This window comes from Streptomyces olivochromogenes (assembly GCF_021538895.1).
Taxonomy (GTDB): Bacteria; Actinomycetota; Actinomycetes; order Streptomycetales; family Streptomycetaceae; genus Streptomyces; species Streptomyces olivochromogenes_A.
This window is the reverse complement of sequence record NZ_JADDRL010000041.1, coordinates 1-14,800: the sequence shown is the minus strand read 5'-3', so window position 1 is coordinate 14,800 and position 14,800 is coordinate 1. Positions and strand designations below refer to the sequence as shown.

The window sequence follows — 14,800 nt, the reverse complement described above, 5'->3', positions numbered from 1 at the left end:
GGCGTAGCCGCCGGACCGTCGACCACCAGCCATCAGGCACCGGTCGGCAGCTGCTCGCTACCAGGCGAAGGCCTCGGGGGACGGCCCCGGCCCCGGGAAGATCTCGTCCAGTGCGTCCAGCAGCTCCCGCGACAGCTCCAGCTCCAAGGCCCTGAGCGCCGACTCCAGCTGCTCCGTGGTGCGCGGGCCGACGATCGGTCCGGTCACGCCGGGCCGGGTCAGCAGCCAGGCCAGCGCCGCCTCGCCCGGCTCCACGCCGTGCTTGTCGAGCAGGTCCTCGTACGCCTGGATCTGGGCGCGTACGGAGGTGTTGGCGAGGGCGTCGGCGGACCGCCCGGAGGCACGCCTGCCGCCCGCCACCTCCTTCTTGATCACCCCGCCGAGCAGGCCGCCGTGCAGCGGCGACCACGGGATGACGCCAAGGCCGTACTCCTCGGCGGCCGGGATGACCTCCATCTCGGCGCGGCGCTCGGCGAGGTTGTACAGGCACTGCTCGCTGACCAGGCCGATGGTGCCGCCGCGCCGGGCGGCGATCTCGTTGGCCTGGGCGATCTTGTAGCCGGGGAAGTTGCTGGAGCCGACGTACAGGATCTTGCCCTGCCGGACCAGGACGTCGATGGCCTGCCAGATCTCCTCGAAGGGGGTGCGGCGGTCGACGTGGTGGAACTGGTAGACGTCGATGTGGTCGGTCCGCAGCCGCTTGAGGCTGGCGTCCACCGCGCGCCGGATGTTGAGCGCGGAGAGCTTGTCGTGGTTGGGCCAGGGCTCGCCGTCGGCGGCCATGTTGCCGTACACCTTGGTGGCGAGCACGACCTTGTCGCGCCGGTCGCCGCCCCCCGCGAACCAGTTCCCGATGATCTCCTCGGTACGGCCCTTGTTCTCACCCCAGCCGTACACGTTGGCGGTGTCGAAGAGGTTGACACCCGCGTCCAGCGCCGCGTCCATGATCGCGTGACTGTCGGCTTCGTCCGTCTGCGGGCCGAAGTTCATGGTGCCGAGGACAAGTCGGCCGACCTTGAGTCCCGTGCGTCCTAGCTGCGTGTACTTCATGGTCCACAAGCCAACGTCTTGGAGTGCGCTCCATGCAAGCGCCTCGGTGTCAAGTCCCGGGTTCCCGTGCCACGCGATGCCGTGGCATGACCCGACGGGCGGTTCCCGGGCCTAATGGACACCAGGCCGTGAGGCCTCTCCTCCCCCCGACCCCACCACTTCAGGACGTGCGTTCCCATGACCCTTCCGACTCTTCGTACGCGAATCCGCCGCCACGCGCTGCTCACCGCTTCGGTCGCCGTCACCGCGGGCGTGCTGCTGCCCACCAGTGCGCTCGCCGCCACGGGGGCACCGCCGCCCGCCGGCGCCGTCGCCGCCGGTCATTGGGTGGAGGTCACCGACGCCCCGACCGGCATCAAGGTCGAGCTGCCCGGAAAACCCAAGGTCGAGAAGTACACCAAGGCCAAGGACGGTGTAGAAGGCCGGGTCTACATGGCGGGCAACGACGACCGGGCCACCGGCTTCGCGGTCTTCGACGTCCCCAGGGCGAAGGACCTCAAGGTCGCCCTTCGTGCCTTCCTGGGCGGCTGCAACCGGTACTCCCAGTCCCCCCGTGACGTGCTCACCGGCACGGTCACCAAGGAGACCGACGTGAACGGCCGTCGCACCCTGGACGCGCGGCTGTCCGCCAAGGACGGAACCGTCGGCGCCACACGCTTCATCTACGACGGCAGCCACTACGTCCAGCTGATGAGCCTCAGCACCGAGAAGCAGGCGGCGTCGATGACCCGGACGTACCGGCAACTCCTCGACAGCCTCCGCATGCCGACCCCGACGGCGATCAGCCACGCGGGAACGCGTCGGTCTTGAGGGTGAGGCCCGGGGGCGTGGTGGTCAGGTCGATGGCGGTGCCGCAATCGACACGCAGCTCGCAGGTGTAGTCGCCGTCCTTGGGCTCGGTGTACATGTGGCACTTGCCCTGATAGGGGTCGGCGACGAGGTACACCGGGACCGCGGCGAGCGCGTAGGCCTTCCTCTTGGGGCCGTAGTCGTTCTGCGCGGTCCCCGCCGAGATCTCTGCGACGAACTCCACGTCCTCGTACCGCCAGCGGTCCTCCTCGTCCTTCGTGGCGCCGTCGCGGAGCTTGACCACGTCGGGGCAGAAGCCGTTCTGGTGACCGGGGAAGTCGATACGGACGTCCGAGAAGTGCTGCGTGCCGTGCCGTCCGAAGTGGTCTTCAAGAGCCCGCAGGATCCGGCGAATGGTTTCCCAGTGGATGTCTCGCTGCGGCGCCATGTAGACAGTGCCCCCGACGATCTCGACCTTGTAACCCTCGGGGACGGGCAGTCGGTCAAGCCGATCGAACCAGTCGTCCAAGCACTTGACGGTCTCGTCGGCCATGTCGATCTTGCCCCCGACGGTGATCAGTCCCGCGGGAACTCGTCGGTTTTGAGAGTGAGGCCGACGACCGTGTTGGTGAGGTCCACGTCGCTGCCGAAGGGAACCGTGGTCTCGATCTCGTAGTCGCCTTCCTTGGGCTGGGTGTAGATGTGGCACCTGCGCTGGTAGGGGTCGGCGATGACGTAGACCGGGACTTCGGCTGTGCCGTAGGCGGTCTTCTTGGGGCCGTAGTCGTTGGCGGCGGTGCCCTTGGAGATGACCTCGGCGACGAACTCGACGTCCTCGTGGCGCCAACGGCCGGCTTCCGTCTTCGCGGCATCCTCAGCCATCACCGTCACGTCCGTGGCGAAGCCGTTGAGGTGGCCCGGGTAGTCGATCCGGACGTCGGACTTCACTCGCTTCCGGGAGTACTTGGTTCGCAACTGCTCGACGATGTCCAGGATGATTTCCCAGTGGGTGTCCCGCTGCGGCGTCATGTAGACGGTCCCCTCGACGATCTCGACCTTGTATCCCTCGGGGACGGGCATCTTCTCGAGCCGCTCGAACATCTCGTCCAGCGTGCTCTCGTTGTCGCTCTCGGCCATCGCGATCCTGTCTTCGAGGACGGTCATCGTGGCGCTCCTCCCCGGCCGCTCCGTCGATGAGTGCGGCCGCGCTGCTCAACGATACGCACAGTGACCAGGAGACGCCGCGATCAAGTCAACCTGTTCCAGCCACGTACGCCTGTCCGACCCCCCACGCCTCCCACATCGCCCCCGCGAACGCCCCCGCGATCCGGTGCTCCCCGCTCTCGTTGGGGTGCGTGCCGTCGTACGTGTCGGCGTGGATGTCGTACGACTTAGGCGGCGACGCCAGCAGGATCGGCGAGCGGGGCTCGTCCAGGTCGGCGACCGCCTTCGCGAGCAGGACGTTGAACCGGTCCACCTGCTCGGCGAAGGGTGCGTCGGCCGCGGCACGGATGTTCGGGATCACCGGGAGCACGACCATACGGACCCGCGGGTTCGCCTCCCGGGCGGCCGCGACGAAGTCCCGTACGTTGTCCGCCGTCTGCTCCGCGTTCGTGTAGAAGCCCAGGTCGATCAGGCCGAGGGAGACCAGCAGGACGTCCGCCCGGCACTTCTCCACCGCGTCGCCGATCAGCGGAGCCATGTGCTGCCAGCCCTCGCCCCAGCCGGCCAGATGGGCGCGGGGGAAGTCGGGGTCGGCGTAGAGGTACGACGTGGGGGCGTCCGCCATCTTGTCGAACAGCGTCTCGCGGGGGCCGACGATCGAGAAGGGGCCGTCGTGTGTCGCGCACAGGTGCTGCCACAGCCGGTAGCGCCACGTGTGTTCGCCCGCGCTTCCGATCGTCATGGAGTCACCGACGGGCATGAACCTGAGCATCCGCTCATGATGGTGGATCACGGGGGCGGGTGGGGTGTGAGGCCCACCACGTCGTCGACGGGCGCCCGGCCACGCCCCGTGAACACGCCGCTGGGATGGCAGGCTTGGGGCATGCGTCGCTCCTTCGCCCTCCTCGCCGGGGTCCTGCTCACGGGCGCCCTCGCCCTGCCCGCCTCCGCCGCCGACGGTGACGGTGACAATGGGTTCACGATCAAGGACTCGCGGATCACCGAGTCCAGTGGCCTCGCCGCCTCCCACCTCCACCCCGGCATCTACTGGACGCACAACGACAGCGACGACGGGCCGTACATCTACGCCGTGGACAGCGCCACCGGAAAGACCGTCGCCACGATCACGCTGAGCGGCGTCGGCACCCCGCGTGACGTGGAGGCCATCTCCATCGGCCCGGACAACCAGATCTACGTCGGCGACATCGGCGACAACCTCGACGGCAGCTGGCCGTACGTCTGGATCTACCGGCTGCCCGAGCCCAAGGTCCTCAAGAACCAGACGATCAAGGCCACGCAGTACGTCGTGAAGTACTCCAACGGGGCGCGGAACGCCGAGTCGCTCGTCGTCCATCCGAAGACCGGCCGTGTGTACATCATCGACAAGAAGGAGAACGGCGGGCACCTGTACGAGGGCCCGGCCCGGCTGTCGCCCTCCGGCGCCAACATCTTCAAGCCCGTCGCCACCGTCGACCTGTGGGCCACGGACGCCGCCTTCTCGTCCAACGGCAGGCAACTCGCCGTACGCGGCTACTTCGGCGGCATCTACTACGACTGGAACGGCGGCAGGATCGAGCGGAAGGGCCGGCTGAACGTCCCCCTCCAGGGCCAGGGGGAGTCGATCACCTACTCCGCCGACGGCACCAAGCTCATGTACGGCAGTGAGGGCGCGGACAGCTCGGTGGAGGCGCAGGACGCGCCGGGCGGCGGGGGCGGGGACGACAAATCCCCTTCCGGGGACGGGAGTTCCACCTCGGCGGCCGGAAGCGGCGATGCCACCACGAGCGACAGCGTCAAGCTCGGCGCCCTCGCCGTCGCCGTCGTCGCGGCCGCCGTGTTCGGCCTGCGACGGCTGCTGCGACGCGACTGACGCGCCCGGCTCCGAACCGGCGCCGCTCACTCGACCGGATGCGCCGACGGGCAGCCGCGGTCAGGGGCGGGCAGGCTGGGAGTGCTTCGCGGGACGGGGGGGACATCGATGTGGTCCCGCCCTCGCCGATGGGAGCTTCGATGCGTCGTCATGCCCTGCGCGCCACCAAGAAGACCTGCCTGCTCGTTGCCGCCCTGGGCCTGGCCCTTCCCGCGGCCGGCGCCTCGGCCCAGACCACCCCGCGCAAGGTCGCGCCGGCCCTCGCCCCGGCCGCCGCCGCTGTCGGCGTCCACTTCGCCACCGCCGATCTGGCGCTGTCCGGCCCGCTGACCCTCGACAAGGAGCACGTCGACGTCACCGGCCGGATCACGGTCACCGTGGTCACCCGGGCGAACGCGGGCGGCGGCGGAACCGCCCAGATCATCAGCAGCCTGCGCGACACCACCGGCGTCGGCCGCACCACCCACGGCACCTACCGCTTCTTCGGCGCCAGTACCGACACCGTCTCCTGGCCTCCCGAACCGGTCTCACCGGTGGTCGTCTCCCCCCGCTTCCTGGTGTTCCCGCCCGGTCCGGTCGTCCCGCCGAACCCCGTCCGGCCCGTCCGGGTCACCGTCATCCTCAAGGAGAACGGCAAGATCTCGAACATCAGCGCCAGGGTGCAGGGCACCACGGCGGACACGCTGACCTGAGCCCCCGTCCGGTCCGGCCCCGTTCGGTCGTACGAGAAGAGGGCGCCCGGTACTTGCCGGGCGCCCTCTTCGTCGTGCGCAGTCAGCCGTACTCCGTACTCCGTACGGTTACAGCTTCTCGATCACGTAGTCGACGCACTTCGTCAGCGCCTCGACGTCGGCCGGGTCGACGGCCGGGAACATCGCGATGCGCAGCTGGTTGCGGCCGAGCTTGCGGTAGGGCTCGGTGTCGACGATGCCGTTGGCGCGCAGCACCTTGGCGACGGCCGCCGCGTCGATCTCGTCGGCGAAGTCGATCGTGCCGATGACCTGCGAGCGCTTGGCCGGGTCGGACACGAACGGGGTGGCGTACTTGGACTCCTCCGCCCAGGTGTACAGGCGGGTCGAGGAGTCCTTGGTGCGGCCGGTGGAGAAGGCCAGGCCGCCCTGCCCGTTGAGCCACTCCAGCTGCTCGTTGAGCAGGAACAGGGTGGCGAGGGCCGGGGTGTTGTACGTCTGGTTCTTGCGGGAGTTGTCGATCGCCGTGGGGAGCGAGAAGAACTCCGGGACGTGGCGGCCGGACGCGTGGATGCGCTCGGCGCGCTCGATCGCGGCGGGGGAGAAGACGCCGATCCACAGGCCGCCGTCGGAGGCGAAGGACTTCTGCGGGGCGAAGTAGTAGACGTCGGTCTCGGCCACGTCGACCGGGAGGCCGCCGGCGCCGGAGGTGGCGTCCACGAGGACGAGCGCGCCCTCGTCGGCGCCGGCCACGCGCTTGATCGGCATGGCGACACCGGTGGAGGTCTCGTTGTGGGTGAAGGCGTAGACGTCGACGCCCGCCTCCGCCCGCGCCTCGGGGTGCGTGCCGGGGTCGGTGGCGACGACGGTGGGCTCCGCCAGCCAGGGGGCGAGCTTGGCCGCCTTGGCGAACTTGGAGGAGAACTCGCCGAAGCTGAGGTGCTGGGACTTGTTCTCGATCAGGCCGTGGGTCGCGACGTCCCAGAAGGCGGTGGAGCCGCCGTTGCCGAGGACGACCTCGTAGCCCTCGGGCAGGGAGAACAGCTCGGAGATGCCCTCGCGCACCTTGCCGACCAGGTTCTTGACCGGGGCCTGGCGGTGGGAGGTGCCGAGGAGGGACGTACCGGTGGCGGCCAGGGCGTCCAGCGCCTCCGTCCGCACCTTGGAGGGACCCGCGCCGAAACGTCCGTCCGCGGGCTTGATGTCAGAGGGAATCTGGATCTCAGCCACGAGCCGGAGCGTATCCCTTCGGAGAAACCGGACGGAAACGTGTCCGTTCGATGAGACGACCGCCGTCGGCCCGTGGACTTGTGAAGAGCTACGACGTCGGGGCGGGGTCCGTCACTGTCAGTGGTCGGATGCATCCTGGACGCATGAGGGAACTGGCGGCGGAGCTGCGCGGAGCCGTCCGGGGCGAGGTGGGGTTCGACGTCACGTCCCGGGCGCTGGTCACCATGGACGCGTCCAATTACCGACGCGTCCCGCTGGGGGTGGTGGCGCCACGCGATGTTGACGACGTGGCGGCGGCGCTGGAGGTGTGCCGGGCGCACGGGGTGCCGGTGGTGGCGCGCGGTGGGGGCACCTCGATCGCGGGCCAGGCGACGGGCACGGGCGTGGTCCTGGACTTCACCCGGCACATGAACCGGCTGCTCGCGCTGGACCCGCAGGCGCGCACGGCCGTCGTCCAGCCTGGTCTGGTCCTCGACCGGCTCCAGGAGGCCGCCGCCCCGCACGGGCTGCGCTTCGGCCCGGACCCCTCGACGCACAGCCGGTGCACGCTCGGCGGGATGATCGGCAACAACGCCTGCGGCTCGCACTCGGTGGCCTGGGGGACGACGGCGGACAGCGTGCGGGAGCTGTCCGTGGTCACCGCGCGCGGACAGCGGCTGCGGCTCGGGCCGGGCTGGGCCGGCGCGCCGGAGGGCCTGCGGGCGCTGGTGGAGGGCGAACTGGCCCGGCTGCGCACCGGCTTCCCCGACCTGCCCCGCCGCATCTCCGGGTACGCGCTGGACGCGCTGCTGCCCGAGAAGGGCGCCGACGTCGCCCGTTCCTTCTGCGGCTCCGAGGGCACCCTGGGCGTACTGACGGAAGCGGTGGTGCGGCTCGTCGAGGCACCCCGCGCGCGTGCCCTGGCGGTGCTGGCGTACGCGGACGAGAGCGCGGCCGCGGAGGCGGCGGCGGGCCTGCTGCCGCTGGGGCCGCTGACGGTGGAGGGCATGGCCGCCGACCTGGTGCGGTCGGCGGCCGGGCTGCCCCGGGGCGGGGCCTGGCTGTTCGTGGAGACGGGCGGGGCGTCGGCGGGGGAGGCACGCGCGCGTGCGGAGGCGATCGTCCGCGCGGCCGACGTCGTCGACGCGTCGGTCGTCACCGATCCGGCCGAGCAGCGCTCCCTGTGGCGCATCCGGGAGGACGCGAGCGGCACGGCGACGCGCATGCCGGACGGCACGGAGGCCTGGCCCGGCTGGGAGGACTGCGCGGTGCCGCCCGCCCGGCTCGGCCCGTATCTGCGGGAGTTCCGGGAACTGCTCACCACGCACGGACTGCGCGGCACGCCGTACGGGCATTTCGGGGACGGCTGCATCCACGTCCGGATCGACTTCGACCTCCTCACCGAGGCCGGCGTCGGCCGTTTCCGGCGCTTCTCCGAGGAACTGGCCGACCTGGTGGTGGCGCACGGGGGTTCGCTGTCCGGGGAGCACGGGGACGGGCAGGCCCGCGCCGAACTGCTGCCGAGGATGTACGGCGCGCGGACGGTCGCCCTCTTCGAGCGGGCCAAGGGCGTGTGGGACCCGGACGACCTGCTCAACCCCGGCATGCTGGTCCGCCCGGCCCCGCTGGACGCCAACCTGCGCTTCTCCGTGCTGCCGCGCCGCCCGGTCGACGTGGCCTTCGGCTACCCGGCCGACGGCGGCGACTTCTCGGCCGCGGTGCGCCGCTGCGTCGGCGTCGCCAAGTGCCGTACGACGACGGGGGCCGGCTCCTCCGTCATGTGCCCGTCCTTCCGGGCGACCGGCGAGGAGGAGCACTCCACGCGCGGGCGGGCCCGGCTGCTGCACGAGATGCTGGCGGGCGACCTGGTGACCGACGGCTGGCGCTCGACCGAGGTCCGGGACGCGCTGGACCTGTGCCTGTCCTGCAAGGGCTGCCGCTCCGACTGCCCGGTCGAGGTCGACATGGCCACGTACAAGGCGGAGTTCCTGCACCACCACTACCAGGGCCGGCGGCGGCCGGCCGCGCACTACGCGATGGGCCTGCTGCCGCTCTGGCTGCGCTGGGTGGCCCGCACCCGCACGGCCCGGCCGCTCAACACGCTCGCCTCGGTACGGCCGTTGGCGCGGGCGGCGAAGCGACTCGCCGGGATCGCCCCGGAGCGGGAGATCCCCCGGGTGGCGCCGCAGACGTTCAGCCGGTGGTGGCGCAGACGCGGCCCAGCCGGCGGCGGTGACCTGGTCGTCGTATGGCCGGACACCTTCACCGAGCACTTCTCGCCGTCGGTGGGGCGGGCGGCCGTGGGGGTACTGGAGGCCGCCGGGCTCAGAGTGGCGCTGCCCCCGACCCCGCGGCTGCCCGACCTCCGGGGGCGGGGCGGAGTCTGCTGCGGGCTGACGTACGTCTCCACGGGCCAGCTCGACCGGGCCCGCGAGGTGATGCGCCGCACCCTCGACCTGATGGAACCGGTCCTGCGCACCGCGGCCCCCGTCGTCGTCCTGGAGCCCAGCTGCGCCGCCGCCCTGCGCACCGACCTGCCCGAGCTGCTGCACGAGGATCCGCGCGCGGCGCGGCTGGCGGAGCGGGTCGTCACCTTCGCGGAGGCGCTGGAGCGGTACGCACCCACATGGACGCCGCCGTCGGTGGCCCGCCCGGTGGCCGGCCAGACCCACTGCCACCAGCACGCGGTCCTGGGCGACGCGCCCGACCGCCGGCTGCGCGAGGCGGCCGGCCTCACCGGCGAACTGAGCGGCGGCTGCTGCGGCCTGGCCGGCGACTTCGGCTTCACGAAGGGCCACTTCGAGGTGTCGTCCGCCTGCGCGGAGGAACAGCTGCTGCCCGCGGTGCGGGAGGCGGCCGAGGGGACGGTGGTCCTGGCGGACGGCTTCTCGTGCCGCACGCAGCTGGAGCAGCTGGCCGGGGTGCGGGGCCGCCATCTGGCGGAGGTGCTGGCCGAGGCGCTGGAACGGGAGGGGAGTTGACGGGAACCGGCGGTGGGCCGTCGGGGCGGGTGGTCAGGCGTGTGGCGCCAGGGTTCGGGGCGGCCGCTTCATAGGGTTGTCGGGCTCAGCCCTCTCACCAAGGAGCGCCGCCCATGAATCCGACCCTCCGGCCGATCAGCCGCGCGGAGCATCTCGCCTTCGTGGCGAGCCGCGCCTTTGTGAGCCATATGCAGCTTCCGTCGTGGGGGGACGTGAAGCCCGACTGGGAGGCGGAGAGCCTGGGCTGGTTCGACGAACAGGGGCGGATCGTCGGCGCGGGGCTGGTGCTGCTGCGCCCGCTGCCCAAGGTGAAGCGGTATCTGGCGTATCTCCCGGAGGGGCCGGCCATCGACTGGCACGGACCCGAGCTGGAGCGATGGCTGCGGCCGATGCTCGCGTACCTGAAGCGGCGGGGCGCCTTCTCGGTGAAGATGGGGCCGCCCGTCGTGGCGCGGCGCTGGAGCGCCGACACGGTGAAGGCGGCGATCGCCGACCCGGGGGCCCACCGCCTGGGGGACGTGGAGCCGACCTCGTACGAACCGGGCGCCGACGAGCTGGCCGACCGCCTGCGCCGCATGGGCTGGCGGCAGACCGAGCCCGGCGACGAGGAGGGCTTCGCCGCCGGACAGCCCCGGTACGTCTTCCAGGTGCCGTTCGCCGGCCGCTCCCTGGACGACATCCAGCGCGGGCTCAACCAGCAGTGGCGGCGCAACATCAAGAAGGCGGACAAGGCCGGGGTCAAGGTCGTCCAGGGCGGATACGACGACCTGCCCGCCTTCCACGAGCTGTACGCCGAGACCGCCGAGCGCGACCGCTTCATCCCCCGCCCGCTGCCCTACTTCCGGCGCATGTGGACCGCGCTCACCGCCGAACACCCCGACCGCATGCGCCTCTACCTCGCCCACCACGAGGGCGACCTGCTCGCTGCGGCCACCATGATCGTCGTCGGCGGCCACGTCTGGTACTCCTACGGCGCCTCCACCAGCCGCAAGCGCGAGGTCCAGCCCAACAACGCGATGCAGTGGCGCATGATGGCCGACGCGCACGAACTGGGCGCCGCCGTCTACGACTTCCGGGGCATCACCGACACCCTGGAGGAGTCCAACCACCTGCTCGGCCTGCTGCGCTTCAAGGCGGGCGCGGGCGGCGAGGCCGTCGAGTACGTGGGCGAGTGGGACTTCCCGCTCAACCGGCTGCTGCACAAGGCGCTCGACGTCTATCTGGCCCGCCGCTGAGGCGGCTCTCAGCTTTTCCATCCAACTCCCAGGTTTTCCATAAGGTTTCACAGCGCCCCTTTGCCATTTTTGCCGTTCCGCGGCGGGGGAGCCGTGTAAATTCTTCGACATCGGGATCCGGACGCGGAATTACCGATCCACTGAACCGCGAAACACTAGGAGTCGGAAATGAGCTTCAAGAAGCTTGCCCCGCTGCCCCCCAAGCCCAAGTCGAAGCAGCTCCCGCCGCCGCCGAACCCGCGTCCGAAGAAGCACGCGCACAAGCCGCTGCCCAAGCCGCTGCCCGGCCGGGACCAGTGACCCGACGCTGAGCAAAAGGGGGTCGATGGTGCACCGTCGACCCCCCTTGCCCATTCCCGACTTCAAAAGGACCGAGTGACGGAAAGCGGAGACGACGCGAAATGGAAAGAGCCGAGGGCAAGGGGCTCGGGCGCGGGGAACTCGAATACGGGAAACTCGAATACGGGGAACCCGAATGCGATGAACCCGAATACGAGGAACCCGAAGACGACGACACCCCCACCATTCCCGCCCGCACCGCGTTCTTCCGTTTCTGGCCGCTGACCGTAGGACTGCGCCGCTGGCTGCTGATCGTCTGGGTGTGCACGGTGCTGGCCGCGCTCGCCGAGACCGAGGCCATCCTGCTCTTCGGCGACCTCACCGACCACGCCCTGCGGAAGGGCTCGCTGAGCGCGTTCTGGAGCCCGGCCGTGCGGTGGCTGGGCATCGCCGTGGCCGGCGCGCTCGTCGCGTACGCCGGCAACTCGCTCGCCGCCTGGGCGACCGAGCGCTTCGTGATGCGGCTGCGCGAGCACGTCTTCGACCATGTGCAGCGGCTGCCCCCGCACTTCTTCCAGCGCCACCGCCAGGGCGACCTGCTCTCCCGCCTGACCAGCGACGTCGAGGCGATCGAGACGATGGTCGTGTCGGGACTCGTGGGCGCCGCGTCCGCCGCCTTCAGCGCGGTCTTCTACGCGGCCGCCGCGTTCTGGCTGCGCTGGGACCTGGCCGCCGCCACCTTCGTCCTCGCGCCCCTCTTCTGGCTCGCGGCCCGCCGCTTCTCCGGCGCCATCAAGGATGTCTCCCGCGCGGGCCGGGTCGCCGACGGCGCGATCACCTCCGTCGTCGAGGAGTCCCTCGGCAACATCGTGCTCACCCAGGCCTACGACCGCCGGGACGCCGAGAAGCGGCGACTCGGCGAGGAGGCGAAGGCCTGGTTCCGTGCCTCCGTCCGCGCCACCCGCCTCAACGAGGCGTACGAACAGCTCGTCCAGGTCATCGAGACGGTGTGCGTGCTCGCCGTGATCGGCATCGGCGCCTGGGAAATCTCCACCGGCCGGATGACCCTCGGCCAGCTCCTCGCCTTCGCCGCCTTCCTCGGCTACCTCTACCCGCCCGTCCGCGGTCTCGCCCAGCTCGGCCTCACGGTCACGGCGGCCACCGCGGGCGCGGAGCGGCTCATCGAGATCCTCGACGTACGGCCCTCGGTCACCGACCCGCACCGGCCCACGCGGGCCGGCCGCCCGGACGGCACGGTCGAGGTGCGCGACGTCTCCTTCCGCTACCCCGGCGCCGACACCACCACCCTGGAGGACCTGTCCTTCACGGTCAGCCTCGGCGAACTCGTGATCATCACGGGCCCGAGCGGCGCGGGCAAGTCCACCGTGTCCAAGCTCCTGCTCCGCTTCTACGACCCGGACTCCGGCGAGCTGCTCCTGGACGGCATACCGCTACGGGACTTCCCGCTCGCCCGCCTGCGCGAATACGTCACGCTCCTCCCGCAGGAGACCCTCGTCCTGCACGACACGGTCCGCGCCAACATCGCCTGCGGCCGCCCCGGCGCCAGCGAGCGGGCGATCGTCGAGGCGGCGAGGGCGGCCGACGCGCACGACTTCATCGAACGGCTCCCCGACGGCTACGACACCAGGATCGACCCCAACTCGGCCCGCCTGTCCGGCGGCCAGCTCCAGCGCCTGGCCATCGCCCGCGCGATCCTGCGCGACGCCCCGGTGCTGGTCCTGGACGAGCCGACGACCGGGCTGGACGCGATGGCCGCGCGCCGGGTGGTCAAGCCACTGCGCCGGCTGACGGCGGGCCGCGCGACCATCATGATCACCCACGATCTCAACCTCGCCCCCGACGCCGACCGCATCCTGGTCGTCGACCGCGGCCGCATCGTGGAGACGGGCCGCCACGAGGAACTGCTGGCGAGGGGAGGTGCGTACTCCCGCCTGCACCGCTCACAGAACAACGCGGTGATGGACACGGGGGAGCTGCGGATGCCGCTGGCGGGGTACGAGGGCTACGCGGCCGCGGCGGAAGTCTGGACCCGCCCGGCGTACGAGACGCACGGAGCGCACGGAACGTACGAGATGCACGAGACGCACGGGGCCTACGGGATGTACGAGGCGCCCTGGCCCGGCTCCTGATCCCACCATCCAGGACAGTTACATAAAGGGTTCACACACCTGTCGAGGTCTATTACCCTGGACTCGGTAGTACATCGTGATGGACACTCTTGATCAAGCACCTGGACCGCCCGTGACCTCCTCCAGCACCGCCACACCGACCCCGGTGGCCCCCGCCTCCACCCCCGCGGGTGCCCCGCGTCGTTTCGGCTCGCTCGGCCCGGTGGGGCTGGTGCTGGCCGGCGGGATCTCGGTCCAGTTCGGCGGGGCGCTCGCGGTGACGCTGATGCCCACGGCCGGCGCGCTCGGCGTGGTGACCCTGCGGCTGCTGGCCGCCGCGGTGGTCCTGCTCGTGGTCTGCCGCCCCCGCCTGCGCGGCCACTCGCGCACCGACTGGAGCACGGTGGTCGTCTTCGGCATCACGATGGCCGCGATGAACGGCCTGTTCTACGAGGCGGTCGCCCGCATCCCCCTGGGCCCCGCGGTCACCCTCGAAGTCCTGGGCCCCCTGGCCCTCTCGGTCCTCGCGTCGCGCCGCGCCGTCAACGCCGTCTGGGCGGGCCTGGCGCTCGGCGGCGTCTTCCTGCTGGGCGGCGGAGGCTTCAGCGACCTCGACACGGTGGGCGTCGCCTTCGCGCTCGGGGCGGGCGCGATGTGGGCGGCGTACATCGTCTTCAGCGCCCGTACGGGCCGACGCTTCCCGCAGGCCGACGGTCTGGCGCTGGCCATGGCAGTGGCGGCGCTGCTGTTCCTCCCCCTGGGGATCGTCGAATCGGGCACCAAGCTGCTGAACCCGACCACGCTGGCCCTGGGTTCGGCGGTGGCCGTCCTCTCCTCGGTGCTCCCCTACACCCTCGAACTCCTCGCCCTGCGCCGCCTGCCCGCGTCCACGTTCGCGATCCTCATGAGCCTGGAACCGGCCATCGCCGCGACGGCGGGCTTCCTCATCCTGGACCAGTCCCTGACCGCCACCCAGGCCGCCGCGATCGCCCTGGTCATCGGGGCCAGCATGGGAGCGGTACGCACCCAGGTGGGCCGCGGAAAGGCCCCGGCCCCGACGAACGCGCCCTGACGCTTCTCGCGCCACGGTCGGGTGCGCGGCGACTGGAGTCGGGCTCGTGCCTGAAACACCGGGCGACGGTCCGCACCCCCGGCGCCCTGGGCGCCGCCTGTGCCGTGGTCGCACCACGAGCATCTGACCACCGCCAGCGGCATCTACCGCGCCGCCGGGGTTCATCGCGACGGATGAACTGGTCTAGCGGCTGCGGCGCTCCACCTTCATGGCCCCGCGTATCAAGGGGCTGGGGGCCGGGGTTGGACAACAGGTGGGTGAGTGGTTGCCGTGGGGGCCGCCCGCTTCTTGGCCAGTGTCGTGCTTCCGCGCCCCGAGTAAAGGGCGCTCCGC

Annotated in this window: 13 protein-coding genes; 8 read left to right on the top strand and 5 right to left on the bottom strand. The window is 71.1% G+C overall.

What is annotated here, in order from left to right:
* Window positions 1-57: 57 nt before the first annotated feature.
* Window positions 58-1,050, bottom strand: a complete 993-nt coding sequence (locus IPZ69_RS21580; RefSeq protein WP_235455861.1) for an aldo/keto reductase — start codon at window positions 1,048-1,050, stop codon at window positions 58-60.
* Between the two features lie 177 nt (window positions 1,051-1,227).
* Between IPZ69_RS21580 and IPZ69_RS21575 the strand changes: the two genes are divergently transcribed.
* Window positions 1,228-1,860, top strand: a complete 633-nt coding sequence (locus tag IPZ69_RS21575) for a hypothetical protein (RefSeq protein ID WP_235455860.1) — start codon at window positions 1,228-1,230, stop codon at window positions 1,858-1,860.
* On the opposite strand, the gene IPZ69_RS21570 is transcribed toward IPZ69_RS21575, so the two are convergent.
* The 3 genes from IPZ69_RS21570 to IPZ69_RS21560 form a co-directional block, all read right to left on the bottom strand.
* Window positions 1,832-2,392, bottom strand: a complete 561-nt coding sequence (locus tag IPZ69_RS21570; RefSeq protein WP_235455859.1) for a Uma2 family endonuclease — start codon at window positions 2,390-2,392, stop codon at window positions 1,832-1,834. The two genes, IPZ69_RS21575 and IPZ69_RS21570, sit on opposite strands and share 29 nt — an antisense overlap.
* 23 nt (window positions 2,393-2,415) lie before the next feature.
* A complete protein-coding gene (locus tag IPZ69_RS21565; RefSeq protein ID WP_235455858.1) occupies window positions 2,416-3,003 on the bottom strand; it encodes a Uma2 family endonuclease in 588 nt (195 codons plus the stop codon).
* 88 nt (window positions 3,004-3,091) lie between these two features.
* Window positions 3,092-3,775: an SGNH/GDSL hydrolase family protein gene (locus IPZ69_RS21560; RefSeq protein ID WP_235455857.1), complete on the bottom strand. Its 684-nt coding sequence runs from the start codon at window positions 3,773-3,775 to the stop codon at window positions 3,092-3,094.
* A 111-nt stretch (window positions 3,776-3,886) separates the two neighbouring features.
* On the opposite strand from IPZ69_RS21560, the gene IPZ69_RS21555 reads away from it, so the two are divergent.
* Together IPZ69_RS21555 and IPZ69_RS21550 are read left to right on the top strand one after the other, a co-directional pair.
* Entirely contained in the window at window positions 3,887-4,873 is a 987-nt protein-coding gene (locus IPZ69_RS21555; protein ID WP_235455856.1) for a WD40 repeat domain-containing protein, read from the top strand.
* A 140-nt stretch (window positions 4,874-5,013) separates the two neighbouring features.
* Window positions 5,014-5,565: a hypothetical protein gene (locus tag IPZ69_RS21550; protein ID WP_235455855.1), complete on the top strand. Its 552-nt coding sequence runs from the start codon at window positions 5,014-5,016 to the stop codon at window positions 5,563-5,565.
* Between the two features lie 108 nt (window positions 5,566-5,673).
* On the opposite strand, the gene serC is transcribed toward IPZ69_RS21550, so the two are convergent.
* On the bottom strand, window positions 5,674-6,792 hold the full coding sequence (serC, locus tag IPZ69_RS21545; RefSeq protein ID WP_235455854.1) for a phosphoserine transaminase: 1,119 nt from the start codon (window positions 6,790-6,792) through the stop codon (window positions 5,674-5,676).
* A 143-nt stretch (window positions 6,793-6,935) separates the two neighbouring features.
* Between serC and IPZ69_RS21540 the strand changes: the two genes are divergently transcribed.
* From IPZ69_RS21540 to IPZ69_RS21525, 5 genes are all read left to right on the top strand, one after another.
* A complete protein-coding gene (locus IPZ69_RS21540; protein WP_235455853.1) occupies window positions 6,936-9,752 on the top strand; it encodes an FAD-binding and (Fe-S)-binding domain-containing protein in 2,817 nt (938 codons plus the stop codon).
* 113 nt (window positions 9,753-9,865) lie between these two features.
* Window positions 9,866-10,987 carry a lipid II:glycine glycyltransferase FemX gene (locus IPZ69_RS21535; protein ID WP_235455852.1) on the top strand — a complete coding sequence of 374 codons (1,122 nt, stop codon included), beginning with the start codon at window positions 9,866-9,868 and terminating at the stop codon, window positions 10,985-10,987.
* 168 nt (window positions 10,988-11,155) lie between these two features.
* Complete coding sequence (locus IPZ69_RS47040) at window positions 11,156-11,287, top strand: hypothetical protein (RefSeq protein ID WP_268834862.1); 132 nt, start codon at window positions 11,156-11,158, stop codon at window positions 11,285-11,287.
* 101 nt (window positions 11,288-11,388) lie between these two features.
* The gene (locus tag IPZ69_RS21530; protein WP_235455851.1) at window positions 11,389-13,416 is read left to right on the top strand and encodes an ABC transporter ATP-binding protein; all 2,028 of its coding nucleotides are present in this window, start codon (window positions 11,389-11,391) and stop codon (window positions 13,414-13,416) included.
* A gap of 79 nt (window positions 13,417-13,495) precedes the next feature.
* On the top strand, window positions 13,496-14,467 hold the full coding sequence (locus IPZ69_RS21525) for an EamA family transporter (protein WP_235455850.1): 972 nt from the start codon (window positions 13,496-13,498) through the stop codon (window positions 14,465-14,467).
* The last annotated feature ends 333 nt before the right edge of the window (window positions 14,468-14,800 follow it).